The organism is Anoxybacillus sp. PDR2 (genome assembly GCF_009834045.1).
GTDB classification, from domain to species: Bacteria; Bacillota; Bacilli; order Bacillales; family Anoxybacillaceae; genus Anoxybacteroides; species Anoxybacteroides rupiense.
The window spans coordinates 1,805,100-1,819,895 of the sequence record NZ_CP047158.1 but is presented as its reverse complement, the minus strand read 5'-3'; the positions used below and the strand labels follow the sequence as shown (position 1 = coordinate 1,819,895).

The 14,796-nt window shown below is 37.3% G+C and carries 11 protein-coding genes; 6 read left to right on the top strand and 5 right to left on the bottom strand.

The window, feature by feature from the left end:
* Positions 1 to 6: 6 nt before the first annotated feature.
* The 6 genes from GRQ40_RS08730 to GRQ40_RS08705 all read left to right on the top strand — a co-directional run bounded on the left by GRQ40_RS08730 (position 7) and on the right by GRQ40_RS08705 (position 9,187).
* The gene (locus GRQ40_RS08730) at positions 7 to 1,194 is read left to right on the top strand and encodes a restriction endonuclease subunit S (RefSeq protein WP_159719760.1); all 1,188 of its coding nucleotides are present in this window, start codon (positions 7 to 9) and stop codon (positions 1,192 to 1,194) included.
* Positions 1,195 to 1,236: 42 nt separating this feature from the next.
* On the top strand, positions 1,237 to 4,578 hold the full coding sequence (locus GRQ40_RS08725) for a DEAD/DEAH box helicase family protein (protein WP_159719759.1): 3,342 nt from the start codon (positions 1,237 to 1,239) through the stop codon (positions 4,576 to 4,578).
* A gap of 126 nt (positions 4,579 to 4,704) precedes the next feature.
* Positions 4,705 to 6,030 carry a deoxyguanosinetriphosphate triphosphohydrolase family protein gene (locus tag GRQ40_RS08720; RefSeq protein ID WP_159719758.1) on the top strand — a complete coding sequence of 442 codons (1,326 nt, stop codon included), beginning with the start codon at positions 4,705 to 4,707 and terminating at the stop codon, positions 6,028 to 6,030.
* Positions 6,031 to 6,055: 25 nt separating this feature from the next.
* Positions 6,056 to 6,433, top strand: a complete 378-nt coding sequence (locus GRQ40_RS08715; RefSeq protein ID WP_201295983.1) for a hypothetical protein — start codon at positions 6,056 to 6,058, stop codon at positions 6,431 to 6,433.
* 586 nt (positions 6,434 to 7,019) lie between these two features.
* A complete protein-coding gene (locus GRQ40_RS08710; protein WP_159719757.1) occupies positions 7,020 to 7,532 on the top strand; it encodes a hypothetical protein in 513 nt (170 codons plus the stop codon).
* Between the two features lie 191 nt (positions 7,533 to 7,723).
* Positions 7,724 to 9,187 carry a tyrosine-type recombinase/integrase gene (locus tag GRQ40_RS08705; protein WP_236546423.1) on the top strand — a complete coding sequence of 488 codons (1,464 nt, stop codon included), beginning with the start codon at positions 7,724 to 7,726 and terminating at the stop codon, positions 9,185 to 9,187.
* A 39-nt stretch (positions 9,188 to 9,226) separates the two neighbouring features.
* Here GRQ40_RS08705 and GRQ40_RS08700 read toward each other — a convergent pair whose 3' ends face one another.
* The 5 genes from GRQ40_RS08700 to GRQ40_RS08680 form a co-directional block, all read right to left on the bottom strand.
* Entirely contained in the window at positions 9,227 to 10,132 is a 906-nt protein-coding gene (locus tag GRQ40_RS08700; protein WP_159719756.1) for a tyrosine-type recombinase/integrase, read from the bottom strand.
* A 391-nt stretch (positions 10,133 to 10,523) separates the two neighbouring features.
* The gene (locus GRQ40_RS08695) at positions 10,524 to 10,727 is read right to left on the bottom strand and encodes a hypothetical protein (protein ID WP_369815554.1); all 204 of its coding nucleotides are present in this window, start codon (positions 10,725 to 10,727) and stop codon (positions 10,524 to 10,526) included.
* 89 nt (positions 10,728 to 10,816) lie between these two features.
* Positions 10,817 to 11,422 carry a DUF3298 and DUF4163 domain-containing protein gene (locus GRQ40_RS08690; protein WP_044742126.1) on the bottom strand — a complete coding sequence of 202 codons (606 nt, stop codon included), beginning with the start codon at positions 11,420 to 11,422 and terminating at the stop codon, positions 10,817 to 10,819.
* 175 nt (positions 11,423 to 11,597) lie between these two features.
* Positions 11,598 to 12,842 carry a DHH family phosphoesterase gene (locus tag GRQ40_RS08685; RefSeq protein ID WP_066149307.1) on the bottom strand — a complete coding sequence of 415 codons (1,245 nt, stop codon included), beginning with the start codon at positions 12,840 to 12,842 and terminating at the stop codon, positions 11,598 to 11,600.
* Positions 12,843 to 12,871: 29 nt separating this feature from the next.
* The gene (locus tag GRQ40_RS08680) at positions 12,872 to 14,794 is read right to left on the bottom strand and encodes a vWA domain-containing protein (protein WP_159719755.1); all 1,923 of its coding nucleotides are present in this window, start codon (positions 14,792 to 14,794) and stop codon (positions 12,872 to 12,874) included.
* Positions 14,795 to 14,796: the final 2 nt, after the last annotated feature.

Sequence of the window (14,796 nt, the reverse complement as noted above, 5' to 3'; positions counted from 1 at the left end):
GATAGTATGCCAATTAGAGAGGTAAAACTTGGAGATATTTGTACGATTAAAGGGGGATATGCTTTTAAAAGTGGCGAATTTACCAAGAGTGGTATCCCTGTGGTAAAGATTGCTAATATAGTTGGTAGAGAAATAGATTTTAACGAAGATTCAAGTTTTCTTTCTCCCGCTAATCTAGAACAATATAAAGAGTATATAGTTAATAAAGGGGATATTTTAGTTGCATTATCTGGTGCAACAACAGGAAAGTTTGGAATTTATAAGTTGGATGAAATCGCTCTTCTAAATCAGCGTGTAGCAAAAATTGTACCAAAGAATGAACAGGTTTGTTCTAAATATTTGTTTTATTATATGTATAAACTGCAGAATAAAATACTACAAAAAGCTGGTGGAGCTGCTCAACCAAATATTAGCCCAAAAGAAATAGCTCAGTTTACGATACCTTTACCTTCAATTGACATACAAAATAGAATTTCGGAAATTCTTGATAAAGCCCAAGAACTCATAGACAAACGAAAAGCCCAAATTGAAGCACTAGACCAGTTAATTCAAAGCGTGTTTTTGGAGATGTTTGGGGATCCAGCTACTAATCCTAAGAAATGGCCAATGGGTTTTATAAAAGATTTAACGCTAAAAACACAATACGGAACAAGCAAAAAAGCAAGCGAGGATGCAGGGAAATATCCTATCTTGAGAATGAACAATATTACTTATGAAGGACATTGGGATCTTACAGATCTTAAATACGTTGATTTAGATGAGAAAGAAGTTGAAAAATATCTAGTTCATAAAGGAGAACTTTTATTTAATAGAACAAATAGCAAAGAGCTAGTAGGAAAAACAGCTGTGTATCGCTTTGAAAAACCAATGGCTTTTGCAGGATATTTAGTTAAGGTAATTCCTAATGAAAAAGCCAATGCTGAGTTTATATCTGCGTACTTAAACTCGAAGTACGGAAAAAGTATTTTATTTTCAATGGCTAAAAATATCGTAGGAATGGCAAATATCAATGCTGAGGAACTAAAATCAATAAAAATATATATACCTCCTAAACAACTCCAAGATCAATTCGCTAGGATTGTACAAAAAATAGAATCCCAAAGAGAACTTTTTAAAAAAGGATTAGTTGAGCTAGAAAAAAACTTCGACTCCCTCATGCAACGCGCATTTAAGGGAGAGTTATTTAGCGATTAGTGAGCGGTAAGAAATTAGTTTCGGTCAAGGGAGGGGTTTTTGTTGTTATCTAACTTCCATTTTTTGATAGGTAAACCTCATTATGAGAGCTTTACGAATGCGTGTTTAGAAGCGGAGAAAAGTTTAGTGGTGAGTCCGGCGACGTGCGCGATTTTGACGCGCCGTGCGCTGGAACTTGCCGTTAAGTGGGTGTATAGCTTTGATAGCGCTTTAAAAGTTCCGTATCAAGATAATCTTTCCAGTTTGATTCATGACAACGTCTTTTTGTCCATTATTGATGAAAACTTGTTACCGCTGTTGCGTTACATTGTCAAATTGGGAAATGTTGCGGTCCATACGAACTCGATGATTACGAGGGAAGAAGCGATTTTTTCCCTCCATAATCTTCATCAATTTGTGTCTTGGATTGATTATTGTTACTCCGATGAGTATACTGCTACGGACTTTGATGAATCGTTGCTGCCAATAGGAGAAGAAAAGCGCGAGCGTCCAGAAGAATTGAAAGATTTATACGAACGCCTAAGTTCCAAAGACAAGCGTCTTGAGGAAATGATGAAGGAAAATGAACAGCTTCGCGCTCTTCTCACCGCTAAACGGGAAGCGAATACAAAAGAGTATCACTTCCAAGTGGATGAATTAAGCGAATGGGAAACAAGAAAGAAATATATTGATTTGGACTTAAAGTTAGCGGGTTGGGAATTTAAAAAGGACGTTATTGTTGAATACCCTGTGGTTGGTATGCCGAATCAAGAAGGAGTTGGCTATGTCGATTACGTCCTTTTTGGCGATAACGGGAAGCCGCTTGCGGTCATCGAAGCGAAGCGGACCACCGCTGACCCGAATAAAGGAAAGCAACAAGCCAAACTATATGCCGATTGCATTGAAAAAATGCATGGTCAACGTCCAATCATTTTTTACACAAACGGTTTTGAAACGTATATTTGGGATGATCTTAACTATCCGGCGCGGAGAGTTTCCGGCTTTTACAATAAGGAAGAATTAAGCTTGCTTATTGATCGACGGACGATGAAGAAGCCGCTAAAAAATGTGCAAATCAATGACAACATTACGAATCGCTATTACCAAAAAGAAGCGGTGTTAGCCGTATGTGATGCATTGGAGAAAAAACGACGCAAAGCATTGCTTGTCATGGCGACGGGGAGCGGCAAAACCCGGACGGCGATTTCGATTGTCGATGTTCTCACTCGCCACAATTGGGTGAAAAACATCTTATTTTTAGCAGACCGCAAAACGCTTGTGGCGCAAGCAAAAAATAGCTTCAGTCATTTGCTTCCAAACTTGACGCTTTGTAATTTGTTAGATAACAAGGATAATCCGGAAGAAAGTCGGATGGTGTTCTCGACGTATCCAACGATGATGAATGCGATTGACGAAGCGAAACGAAAAGACGGTAAACGTCTCTTTACCGTTGGGCATTTTGATTTAATCATCGTCGATGAATCCCACCGCAGTATTTATAAGAAGTACAGAGCGATTTTTGACTATTTTGATGCGATATTGCTTGGGCTCACCGCCACACCAAAGGACGAAATTGACCGCAATACGTATGAAGTGTTTGATTTAGAAAACGGTGTGCCGACCTATGCCTATGAATTAGATCAAGCAGTTCAAGATGGATATTTAGTGGATTATCGTACGATTGAAACAAAACTAAAGTTTCTTGAAGAGGGTATTCATTATGATGACTTATCGGATGAAGAAAAAGAATTGTACGAAGAAACATTTGATGATGAAGTAGGCGAGGATATTGACAGTGCCGCATTAAACGAATGGCTGTTTAATGACGATACGATTGATACAGTGCTGAGAGATTTGATGGAAAAAGGAATTCGCGTGGAAGGCGGAGACAAACTCGGTAAAACGATTATTTTTGCGAAAAACCATCGTCATGCGGAACGGATTGTGGAGCGCTTTGATCAATTGTTCCCTGAGTACAAAGGCGGCTTTGCACGGGTCATTGATTACAGCGTCAACTATTATCAAACGTTAATTGATGATTTTTCTGATCTCAATAAACTGCCGCAAATTGCCGTATCGGTCGATATGCTGGATACTGGAGTGGATATTCCGGAAGTTGTCAACCTTGTGTTCTTCAAGAAAGTACGCTCCAAATCAAAGTTTTGGCAAATGGTTGGACGCGGAACTCGCTTATGTAAAGACTTATTCGGAGTCGGGCAAGATAAAACGCATTTCCTTATTTTTGACTATTGCGGCAACTTTGAGTTTTTTCGCGAAAATCCAAAAGGAATCGAAGGAAAAGCGGTAGAAAGTTTAACGGAGCGTCTATTTAACGCCAAAGTTGAAATCATTAAAGAACTGCAACATTTGCAGTACCAAGAAGAAGAGTATATTGCCCATCGCAATGAATTAATTGATGAAGTGCTAGCGGAAATCAATAAGTTAAACGAAGAAAACTTCCGCGTACGTCAACATATTCAATATGTACACAAATTTAAAAATCGGGCTAAATGGGATTCTTTAACGGCGATGGATTTAAATGAAATTAAAGAACATATTTCGCCGCTGATTGTTCCACTAAACGATGATGAATTTGCGAAACGTTTTGATTTACTCATGTACACCATTGAATTGGCAAAACTGCAAACGAAAAATGCGACGAAGCCGATTCGGAGCGTGATTCGTACCGCAGAGACGTTGTCGAAACTCGGTTCGATTCCTCAAGTGATGGAACAAAAATACATCATCAAAAAGGTACAGACGGAAGAGTTTTGGAGTGAAGCCGATATTTTCGAGTTGGAAACCGTTCGCGAAGCGTTGCGTGATTTAGTGAAATTCCTTGAAAAAGAAACGCAAAAAATTTACTATACGAACTTTAAAGACCAAATTTTAGAGGTCAAAGAAAACGGGCCAATGTTTGATGTCAATGATCTGAAAAATTATCGGAAAAAGGTGGAACATTATCTTCATGAACACCGTGACCAAATGGCGATTTACAAGTTAAGAAATAACAAAAAGTTAACGATCCAAGACTTAAAAACATTAGAAGATATTCTCTGGAAAGAACTTGGCACAAGAGAAGATTATGAAAAAGAGTTTGGGGACACGCCAATCACCAAACTCGTCCGTCAAATCGTCGGTCTTGATCCACAAGCGGCTAACGAGGCATTTTCCGAGTTTTTATCCAACGAACGACTCAACATTAACCAAAGCCGCTTCGTTAAACTGATTATTGATTACTTTGTTAGATACGGGGTCATGGATAAAAAAGTATTGCAGGAAGAACCATTTAAAACTGTCGGCAGCATTGTCGAACTCTTTAAAGACAACATGGACGACGCACGGAAAATTATTAGCATCATTGATGAGATCAATAAGAATTCGGAAGATATTGTTGGAGCATAACCATACTAATAATTACTTCAGGCATCTTAGAGTTTACTTACTGCTCTAAGATGCTTTTTTAATTCAATAAATTTTTCATTAACTAATTAACAATTAATTAAAAATTAAAGAGGAAGGATGGATAGAATGGAAGAACAAAAAATATTAACAGACTTTGTTAAAAGTAATTATTTCCCATTGTTGAATTTAGACAAGAGATTTCATAAGGAAAATCCTAACTCAAGGGCAAGAAATGAATACCAAAGAGATTATTCAAGGATTCTATATTCATCATCTTTTAGAAGATTGCAAGGCAAGATGCAATTATTGGGTGTACAAAACGATAAATTTTATCGAAACCGCCTAACACATAGTCTTGAGGTTTCGCAAATCGCAAGAGGGATTGCAGGGAGATTGAGAGAAATTACAGGAATAGAAAACTTGTATGTTGACGACATATATGTTATTGAAGCAGGGGCTCTTGCTCACGACATTGGTAATCCACCTTTTGGGCATCATGGGGAACGGGTCTTGAATGAATTAAGTAAAGACTTTGGAGGATTTGAGGGTAATGCTCAATCTTTAAGAGTACTAACTGAATTAGAGAAGAAATTACCCAATAATAAAGGTCTTAATTTAACCTTTAGGACATTATTAAGCATAGTCAAATACTTTGTTCCTTTTAGAGATGGGAAGAAAAAGTTTATATATAACGAACAATATGACTTTTTACTAGAGAAATTAGCTGAATTTGATTCTATACTTCCAAGAACTTTGGATGTTCAAATTGTTGATTTAGCTGATGAAATAGCTTATGCTGCACATGATCTCGAAGATGCGCTTAGTTTAAAGTTGTTTACCATAGATGAATTCATGTTTGAATTTCAACACTTTATGGATAAAAGCGAAGATTTTAGGTTTGCATACAAAAAATTAGAAGAAATTGTCCAAAAAGCTAAAAAGGTAGCAAGGTCAGCGTCAAACTATAACTCATCTGAAGAGTTTGGGTTGTTGCTTCGAAAAGAAATCACATCTAATATAGTTGATATTTTAATTAAAGATATTGGTGTAGTTAACGTAGATGAAAAGCATATTGATAAAACAGGTACAAAACATAAAGAAGAATTAGGGTTTAAAACACTTGGAAAATTAGCAAGTGGATTGAAGGACTTTACATTTAAATCAATTAATCGAAGTAATCAAGTACAACTGTACGAAAAACAAGGTGAAAAAATAATTAAAGGTTTATACGACGCTTATTTAGATAGAGAATTTAATAAAAATGGTCTTCTTCTACCAGTGGAATTTAGATCTGAAGATGAACAAATACAAAAAAGGTATGTTATTGATTATATTTCTGGGATGATGGATTCTTTCGCTATTAAAACGTATGTTGACTTATTTGGCAGCTCATCTTTGGACAAAATTTATGATAAGAAGTATTTTGGAGGTTATAAAACAAGCTTATATTAACTAAGAAGAGCACAGTCGTGAACGATTGGATGAGATTGAGCGGGAGCGTAGCATTCAGTTACAGCCAATTAAAAGGATTGCTCAACTTCGACTAGAACCTTCGGAGGAAAATAACGGTCGAGTCATCCCTGATGATGTTGTCGATCTTGTAAAGGAATATGAGTATAGGAACGGCAGATTAAATATCCGACAACAGAAAGCGTTTAGGCTTATTGATTTTACAAGTGAAAGTACAAACGAGGAAACAAGATTTATCATCGTTACAAATTCTCTTTCAGATTTATTAAGAAATATCAACTATGAAGACTATGTTGGCATCGATAATTCTGTTTTTATTTATGTTGTGGAGAATAATGAGATTAAAGAAGAGATACAATTAGAAAAAACGCTTAGAATTCTGTAGTTCATGTAAATAAATCACTCAAAAGCTCCTAGCGTAACGATCTAGGGGCTTTTGATTTTTATTTATTAAGAGTCCATTTTTGATGGAAAAATTCGAGCTTATAAACCAGCCAAAAACAGGTCTTTTAGAATATAGTAGTCGGCATGTAGGCTCATTTTTTGGATCGGAGAACCCTTTCATAGTACTGAATTGTTACAATACAGGCCTATGAATTGGTTCATAGGTACAATTGGGTATCCTCTAGATATACCCAATTGTACCCCGTGTAGAATATCTATGATCGCCATATTCATTCTAAACCTAAACTAAATAGTAAATTAAACTAATCTAAATGGTAAATTAGATTAGTCTAGTTTATAAATTAGACTAATCTAAATGGTAAATTAGATTAGTCTAGTTTATAAATTAGATTAGTCTAATTATCTCTACTGATTAATCGTAATTAAGGATTAGCACAAGTGCAATTAAAATTCTTAGCTAATTCTGCACTAAGGTTAAAATGTGAGAAAAGTAAAGATATAATGTTTTAAAATTAATATCCATTCAATATTTAGAATTACAGAAAGGAGAATTTAATTATTAAATTATGGAAAAGAAAAACGAAAAGTTAAATATAACAAAAGACACGCTTATAAAAGACATACTTGATGCACTAAATTCAGGTATAACAAAGCAGGAGATTTCAGAGAAAAGCGGAATTCGACTCAAAGATTTGGAAAACAAACTAAGTAACGCGGGCATTACACAAAATAAAGATGGGATGTATATCGCCAATTCTGATAAAGCCTTGAACAAACGGCTAAGTGACAGAATATATAATGTCTATAGAATACGGGAGGCAAAATCAGAAGAAGTGGGTAAGTCAGATTTAGAACAGCTTTTCTTTGAGGTTCGTGAATTTATGAATGCTGAAAGAGAAAAAGCAAAATTATATAAGCCTTCCAAAGCAATTTGGGCTCAGGTAAAAGCTTTGCAAAAGTTATTATTGAACGTTCAGCAGGATTGGCTCATTGATGCTTTAATTAAACGAGCGTTAAATACACTATCCGTTACAGATGATTTACAAAAATATTTAGCTGAAAAAGAAACGAATCTATAAAATTTTGCAAAATAGTTGTTGACTTTTCATCATAATCTGATAAAATGGAAAACAAATAAATAACTTAATATACGACAAGGGAAAACCCCATGCTTTACAGCGCTACTTATGCGTATATACACGCATAAGTAGTGGTGTTTAGCTTGGGGTTTTTTGCGTTTTAAAGAAAAACTTTAATACGGAGGTAACAGATGATGAAAAAAACAACAATTACACCTGAATCTACACTTCTTGAAGGCTTTAATGAATTCGAAAAGAGCCAACCTTGGTCGAAGAATACTAGACGTAGCTATCGAAAAAATGTAATTAATCTGTCAGATTATATGTTAAAACAAGGATTAGAACCAGTTTTTAGAAATATCGATTACGAATTTGTGAAAAAATGGGAAAATGATCAACGAAAACGATATAGTCCGGTATCTATCAAACAACACAAAGGAACGATGCAATCCATGTTATCATATTATAACCAACTAGGAGTAATCACTGGGAACCCATTCTCAGCTTTAAAAGTAGTAAATGCTAATAAACCAAAACATCATTCCAGAGCATTAAATATCGTTGAATTATACCAAGTTTATAAAGCTGCATTCGAGCTACAAGAAAACGGTGTTAATGTATTAATTCCAGTCCTTGTAGATATGTTTACAGCTCTTCGTGTCACATCACTTGAGAAACTAACAGTTCGTTCCGTTTCAACAACTATGAACGGGTTAGTTTACGAGTTTGATCCAAAAAAAGATCGAGTAAAAGAAGACAAACTACTTGACCAATATCTAGAAGAGGAAGGGGATAACCACACTGACAATTCACCGAACAGCAAAAACAAAGATTTCTTTATTCCATTGCCACCTAAACTGATGCAATTACTCATCAAATACACAGAACATATGAAACCAGAGGATGCGCTCCTATACGGTTTAAGAGGGAAACCGCTCGTTAACAAGCAAATGAATTATATAATTAATAAAGTATGCGAACATCTTGGATGGATGAAAGTAGAATACGAAAACTCTGAGAATGCGGATCATAACAACGTAAAAGGGAAGAAAGGAAGAATAGGGACAAAAACAGTCCATAAAACCGAGAAACATTTCACGCCACATGGACTCAGATACACTCTTTCTACTTTGTTTCATGAAATGGGGGTCTCAGATGATGCTATACGCTTTCTGCTTGGCCATTCCAGATATGAGTTAGGTGCTCTTCAACATTACATTTTAAGCGATGCAAAGTATATTAAAGAAATTCGAGCGGCTCAAGTAATAATCGAAACTCTTTTTGAAACTGCGATGGAACTTGAGTCGAATTATAATATCACTCTAAACTTAGAAGAAATTTATGATGAAATTCCTAATGTATTTAGGAATCAATTGAAAAACAAAAATTACATCAATCTGTTTAAAGAACATCTCGTAAAGTATGCATTTACAGCATTACAGCAAAAAATACTTAAGGAATCGGGGAATAATTATTCTGATTATTTCACATTTAAAGCACCAGAACTTTATAATCAAATTGCTATGGCGCAGCAAGGGTATTTTCCACATGCTCCAATGCCTTATCAGCAAACTCATGGAATGAACCCAATGCCATACGATCTCACGCATCTAGTACCTTTGTATCCGCCAACTCATATTCACATGGGGAAATAACTACCCGGCTAGGGTAGTTATTTCCGTACTAAGCAGGTTTCAAAATATGTTAAATGTTTCAATCGCTTTTTTCTTTTGCTCAAAGTCAACATGCGTATATACTTGCGTCGTGACTAAACTTTCATGACCGAGTAGTTCTTGTACGGTACGCAAATCAACATTTTCTTTATTTTCTTGTATCAACAAGGTAGCAAACGTATGCCGTAAATGATGGAGTGAGAACCGTTGAGGTGGCAGACCTGCTTTTTGTAAGATTTCTTTAAATATCTTATGTAAACCACGCGGATTTAGTTTTTTGCCGTTTTTATTTAAAAATACCGGTTGGGAAGGATGGAGCTGATATTCCTCTAAACTTTCCATATAACTTCTAATTAAAGGGACAACCATGGGATGAAGGGGGAGTAAGCGCTCTTTTTTTCCTTTTCCATATATACGTATCGTGTTGTTAGATAAATCAATTTGTTCCCAAGTTAGTTCAACAATTTCAGATCTTCGCATACCCGTAGTGGCTAACAGTTTAAACAGAAGGTGGTTTCGCATCGCCAATCGGCTATTGTCTTGCTCCAAAAAATGAAACAGCTTTCGTAGTTCAGACAAAGACATATAAGTCGGTAATTTACTATCCGTTTTAGGAGTATCAATTCCGATCATAAAATCGTTGTCGATTAGATTTTCTTTGACACAGTATTTACTGAACGATTTTAAGCAAGAAATTCTCCGATAGATCGTTCTAGGCTTGACATTTCCTTTTATAATCTGATGCTGAATGAAGCGACGAACATGCGTTTTTGTAATGTCATTAAGTTGTACAGAATAGCCATGTTGAATTAAGAAGTTCTCGAAACATCTCAAATCATACGCATAACCATCAACGGTGTTAAGTGAATAGTTTTTTTCAATTTGCAAGTACAAAACAAATTCATCAATGGCTTGTCGAAACAACATGAAAAAACACCTCCAGTTGATAATCAACGACCGATGATAATCGGTAAAAAAATAATGATAATTCGTTTAAAAAATGATAATTCGTAGACACAAAAAATTATGAGGAACTTAGGTTAACAAGTTCCGAATAATTGATTTTATGGGCACTTGAGGGAAGAAACCCTCCATTTGTGCAGAAATCAGCTAGTAGACATAATATAAATTATAGGAAGTTATACGAGAATTATCTCAAATATGAAGTAAACTCATTAAATTGAGACGAAAAAGAAAAATGAAACGTGCAGCGGCTTTCCATGATGATTTCTACACGGATCCACTGCACGTCAATGTCTTTTACGCTGTTGATGTATGGATGCGTTTGAAGCATTGCGATTCAATCCTTCCAAGAGAATTAAGCAATATCGATACTGTGGTAGCGCACACCTTTATATTGAACACGAACGGAAGCCTGTTTTTCTTTTTCGTATGCTGCTAAAAGTTTTTTTGCTTTTAAAAACGCTTCCATCATGCCAGCTGCATGAATTGTTTCTTCCCACATCGATCCCTTCGGATGATCTGTATAAAAAACAAATACATACTGTTTCAATAATCTCACCTCCTATCTACTATTATAGAGAAAATCTGTGTCCATTAAAACTAATAAACTGTTACAGTTGTGTTAACTTTTTATCAACCATTTTTACATTAAAGCATTTTTCCTAATGGAGACTGCTCGTTAATGAGCGGTTGAATTTCATACACAGAAATCGGAAAGTAAGGGATTCCATATGCATAGGCGGTCAATTCATACAATTGATAAAAAAGCACAAGAGCCTTATCTGAGATATAAAAGTCTTGATTTGAAGATATCTCCTTAAAAGGCGGATTTAAAAGAAAAATATCCCGCTCTTTAATTTGTTTTGCTACGATACTTGATAATGCCTTAACATAATCGGCTTGAGGTAAAAATAACTCATGAAGGGAATATTTCTTGCCTGTTTTCGTATCAAAGGTCAGACCTTTTACGACGGTCATTCCATGAGCTCCTCCTGAATAAGCATAGTTGCTCATAGTTAAGCTTAACACGCCTCTTTCGTTCGTTTTCAACTCATAGCTTCCTGTGATCTCCGTTAGCGGATTTTGATAAAATCCTTGCTGAACCATTAATTTTTTCATTAACGACGTAATTTCATAATTGATTTTGTGCTCTGCCTCTTTATTTGGCAATCCGTATACAATCGGATAATATAACTCCATTCGCTTTTGTTTTACATGTGCAGTCCGAATTTGGACAGGTATATCTACAACCATATGTGGTTTCCTCCCTTTCCATTATTTATTATTTAATATTAAGAAAAAAACGATCTCTTCCGCTCCAAGCTTTTCGTGTTGTGCTACTTCCCTGTTTTCCACCATATTCAATCGCAATAAAAAACGTGTAGCGAAAGCGCCACACGTTAAAAAAGTTGCTGAGATCTTTTCACTCTCAGTTGTGTTGGTTTTTATATTGTTCCACAGCTTCTGTATAGCGGGCCATTACTTCATCCTTTGACCACGATAATTGCTGGCATAAATAATCGATCACCAACGCATCATCCGCTATGCCTGCAGCAAAGCTTCGTTTCATCCATCGTTCCGCTTCTTCAAACGTAGAAAAAGAAACCGCAGGCACTAAAGCAGCTCCCCATACCTTCCATTTTTTCTGCTCATCGCAAAAAGCAGCCAAAAGCCACTGATCTTGATGATTTTTAAAGAAGATTCCCGCAACATGCTCCTTCTGATTGAAACGGTTTTGTTCAGCATCAAGATAAACCGGAGGAAGCTGAAAAGCAGGTGCGGCAAAGCGCAGAAACGCATCCGCATCGGCTGAACAGCCTGAAGCTTTTGGATGGCCGCCTCCGCCAAATCTTTGGGCAAATTCTGCGACGTTCACCTCATCATGGGTAGTGCGAAAGCCGATATGCTTTGTTCCCGGATTGACCATCGCAATCATATCTAGATGAGGAAGTCGTTTAGATAAAGCATTTCCTAATTCTGATATATACTGTTCTGCAAAAACAATCCCGACACAACGACCTTCAATCCATGTTTGAACGATTTGCTTTTGTTTAAGGCGAATATAGCGTTGGATTTTCTTTTCTTCGATTTGCAGCACAAACGCTTCTAAATCAGTAAACGCAAACGATGACTCCTTTTGTAGTCGTTCGAGCATTTGCCTAACAAACTCATCAATGCCAAGCATAGATAATAAATCATTTAAATGCTTCGCCTGTACATTGTTATTTTCATCCCATTCCCACGTGTCATATTGACGGACAAGTTCAACGAATTCATCCAATATTTCTTTTCTTTCTAATCTTTGTTCCCGGATGAGATATTCATAAAACAAAGAAGTAGCACATGTCTTCTTTCCGCATTCATCTACAGGTACCACCCATCCCCATGGATGTCGATTAAAATGAAGAGCCGTGATGTGATGATCAATCATTTGTACATGCTTGCCGGTTTTAAATCGGTGGTCCAGCATTTCTTCTATCTCATGATTGACAGCTAAATCGGTGATCCATACAAATGCGGAATCATGCTGACGATTCTCAAGAAAACTCCTTACCCGTTCGTTCAAATTTCGATACGAACAGTAGGAAACATCAACCTCGCTTCCAAAGGCAAGAGTAGCTAATAAACCGCAACCTACCCCATCTAAATCGCTGTCAGTAAATAATTTCATCATCAGCGAAACATCCCCCTTATCTTCTTTATTTATACCAAGCTTTTATGCAGTAATTTTTTCAATAGAGGGAACAGAATGTCTGGCAGCTGTTCAACATTCGAGACGATGATGCAATGTTTTCCGTAAATATTCTGGATCGTTCGCTGCTGTTCTTCCGTAATTTCTCCATTTGCTAAAAATACATTCAGCACTTCAATTCCTCTTTTTCGTGCCTCAAGCACTGCTTCATGAGTGTCGATAATGCCGTTTTGTTCATAGTGATATGCCGCCGGCTCTCCATCTGAAAACACTAATAAAAATTTTTGTTTCTCCGTACGCCGCAGCAGCTTCTCTGTCATAAGCCGGATGGCAAAACCGTCGCGATTATCCTCTTGAGGCTCAAGCTGAAGAATTTCTGGTCCTGTCTGTTTCTTTAACGATTCGGAAAAGGAGATCACTGTTTGGAAATAATTCGGTTGCTTCGTTTCCATCGCTTCGTTGGAATCTTCCCAAAAGCCGACAACTTCGTGGAACACCCGCACGGATTTTAGTGATTCATGAAATAAAATAATTCCCCGCTTCGTTTCCTCCATCTTATCGTACATGGAGGCGGAACAGTCGACTAAAAGGGTAAAGACCGCGTCCAGTTCCGGAGAAGGGGTTCGCTTTTTATAAAAAAGGCGCGGCTGCTCATCTGTCCAAAGCCGGAGAAGCTTTTTATGCAAGCGGCCAAAGTGCAGATCGGTTCGTGGCAATGCTTGCTTATGCTCTAATGTTTTTTCTATCATTTTTTTCAACTTTTTTTGATAAGCGATAATCTCAAGCTTCTTTTTCTCATATTCTGCCTGTTCTTGGACAGAAGGAGAATGCGGAGTGAGAAAGATCGCTTCCGCATGCCGGTTTTCTTTGCCATAAGCTTCACCGCCGCCGGATTGTCGGACATCCTGCTTCCTCTCAAGGCTGATTGGTCTTGTGTACTCATTCCGGCTGCTTTTTTGTGCAGAGCCTTGAACTATTCCTAACGCCTGGTCACCATCTTCTCCCGGCCGTCCGCCTTTTCCTAACAAATGGGTCCGAGATCCTTGTTCCAATTCAAACTGCAAAAAGCTTTTTGTCATATCGCTCGTTTCGCGGTGCCACGTCGGCAACTCTTGATCGTGAATGTCTTCATCCCCGCTTTTTTGCTTATCAAGCACATCGCAGTTGTTTAAACGGCTGCTTCGTTTAAGATCTGCCAATGTCATATGTGCTTCTTCTTGATTATACGCATGCTGCGGCAAATAAAAATACGTGTTTAACATATCATGTTCCAACACATCCTCTAGTGCTTCCGTAAGCAACAAAACGAGACAAGCGATGTCTTTCGTGGAAGAAGCATCAAACAGATGGCCGATCGTCTGCCGAATCCATGGGATCATTGGATCGATGCGTTCATGGATGAACGGTACATCCTCAAGCGGGGATGCAGATGTCAAAAGCAAGTACAGCACTGCAAAAAGAGCATCCGTATAGACGCTCTTTATCAGGTTGGCTTGCGCTTGACTTTGAAAGTAGCGGCGATACACATCTCGGCGAGTATCAAACCACTTTTTCGTGCCGGGACGCTCTTTTTTGCAAAGCTCCTCTAGCCGCAAGTCTTCAGCCAGCATCAATAGTTGCTTCGCAAAGCTGGGAATCGATAATCGATTGGCTTTTTGGATAAATGCTGTCACTGCGTCGATATCGGTATAATAAAGGGTTCCGATGGCGCGAAGGCATACATCCGTTTTTAAGCCATGCAGCTTTTCTGTTTCCGGCCGATTATCCCAAAAATAGCTCACATACAGCTTTTGAGCTGGGAAGTCAACATATGATTGAAAGCCGAACTCAACTTCCCACTCACTTTGTTTTGTCAGCGTCTTAGCTAAATCGGACAGCTGCATGAATAAAAAGGAATCGATTTTTTTATCGTTAAATTGAATGAACCGTTTCATTT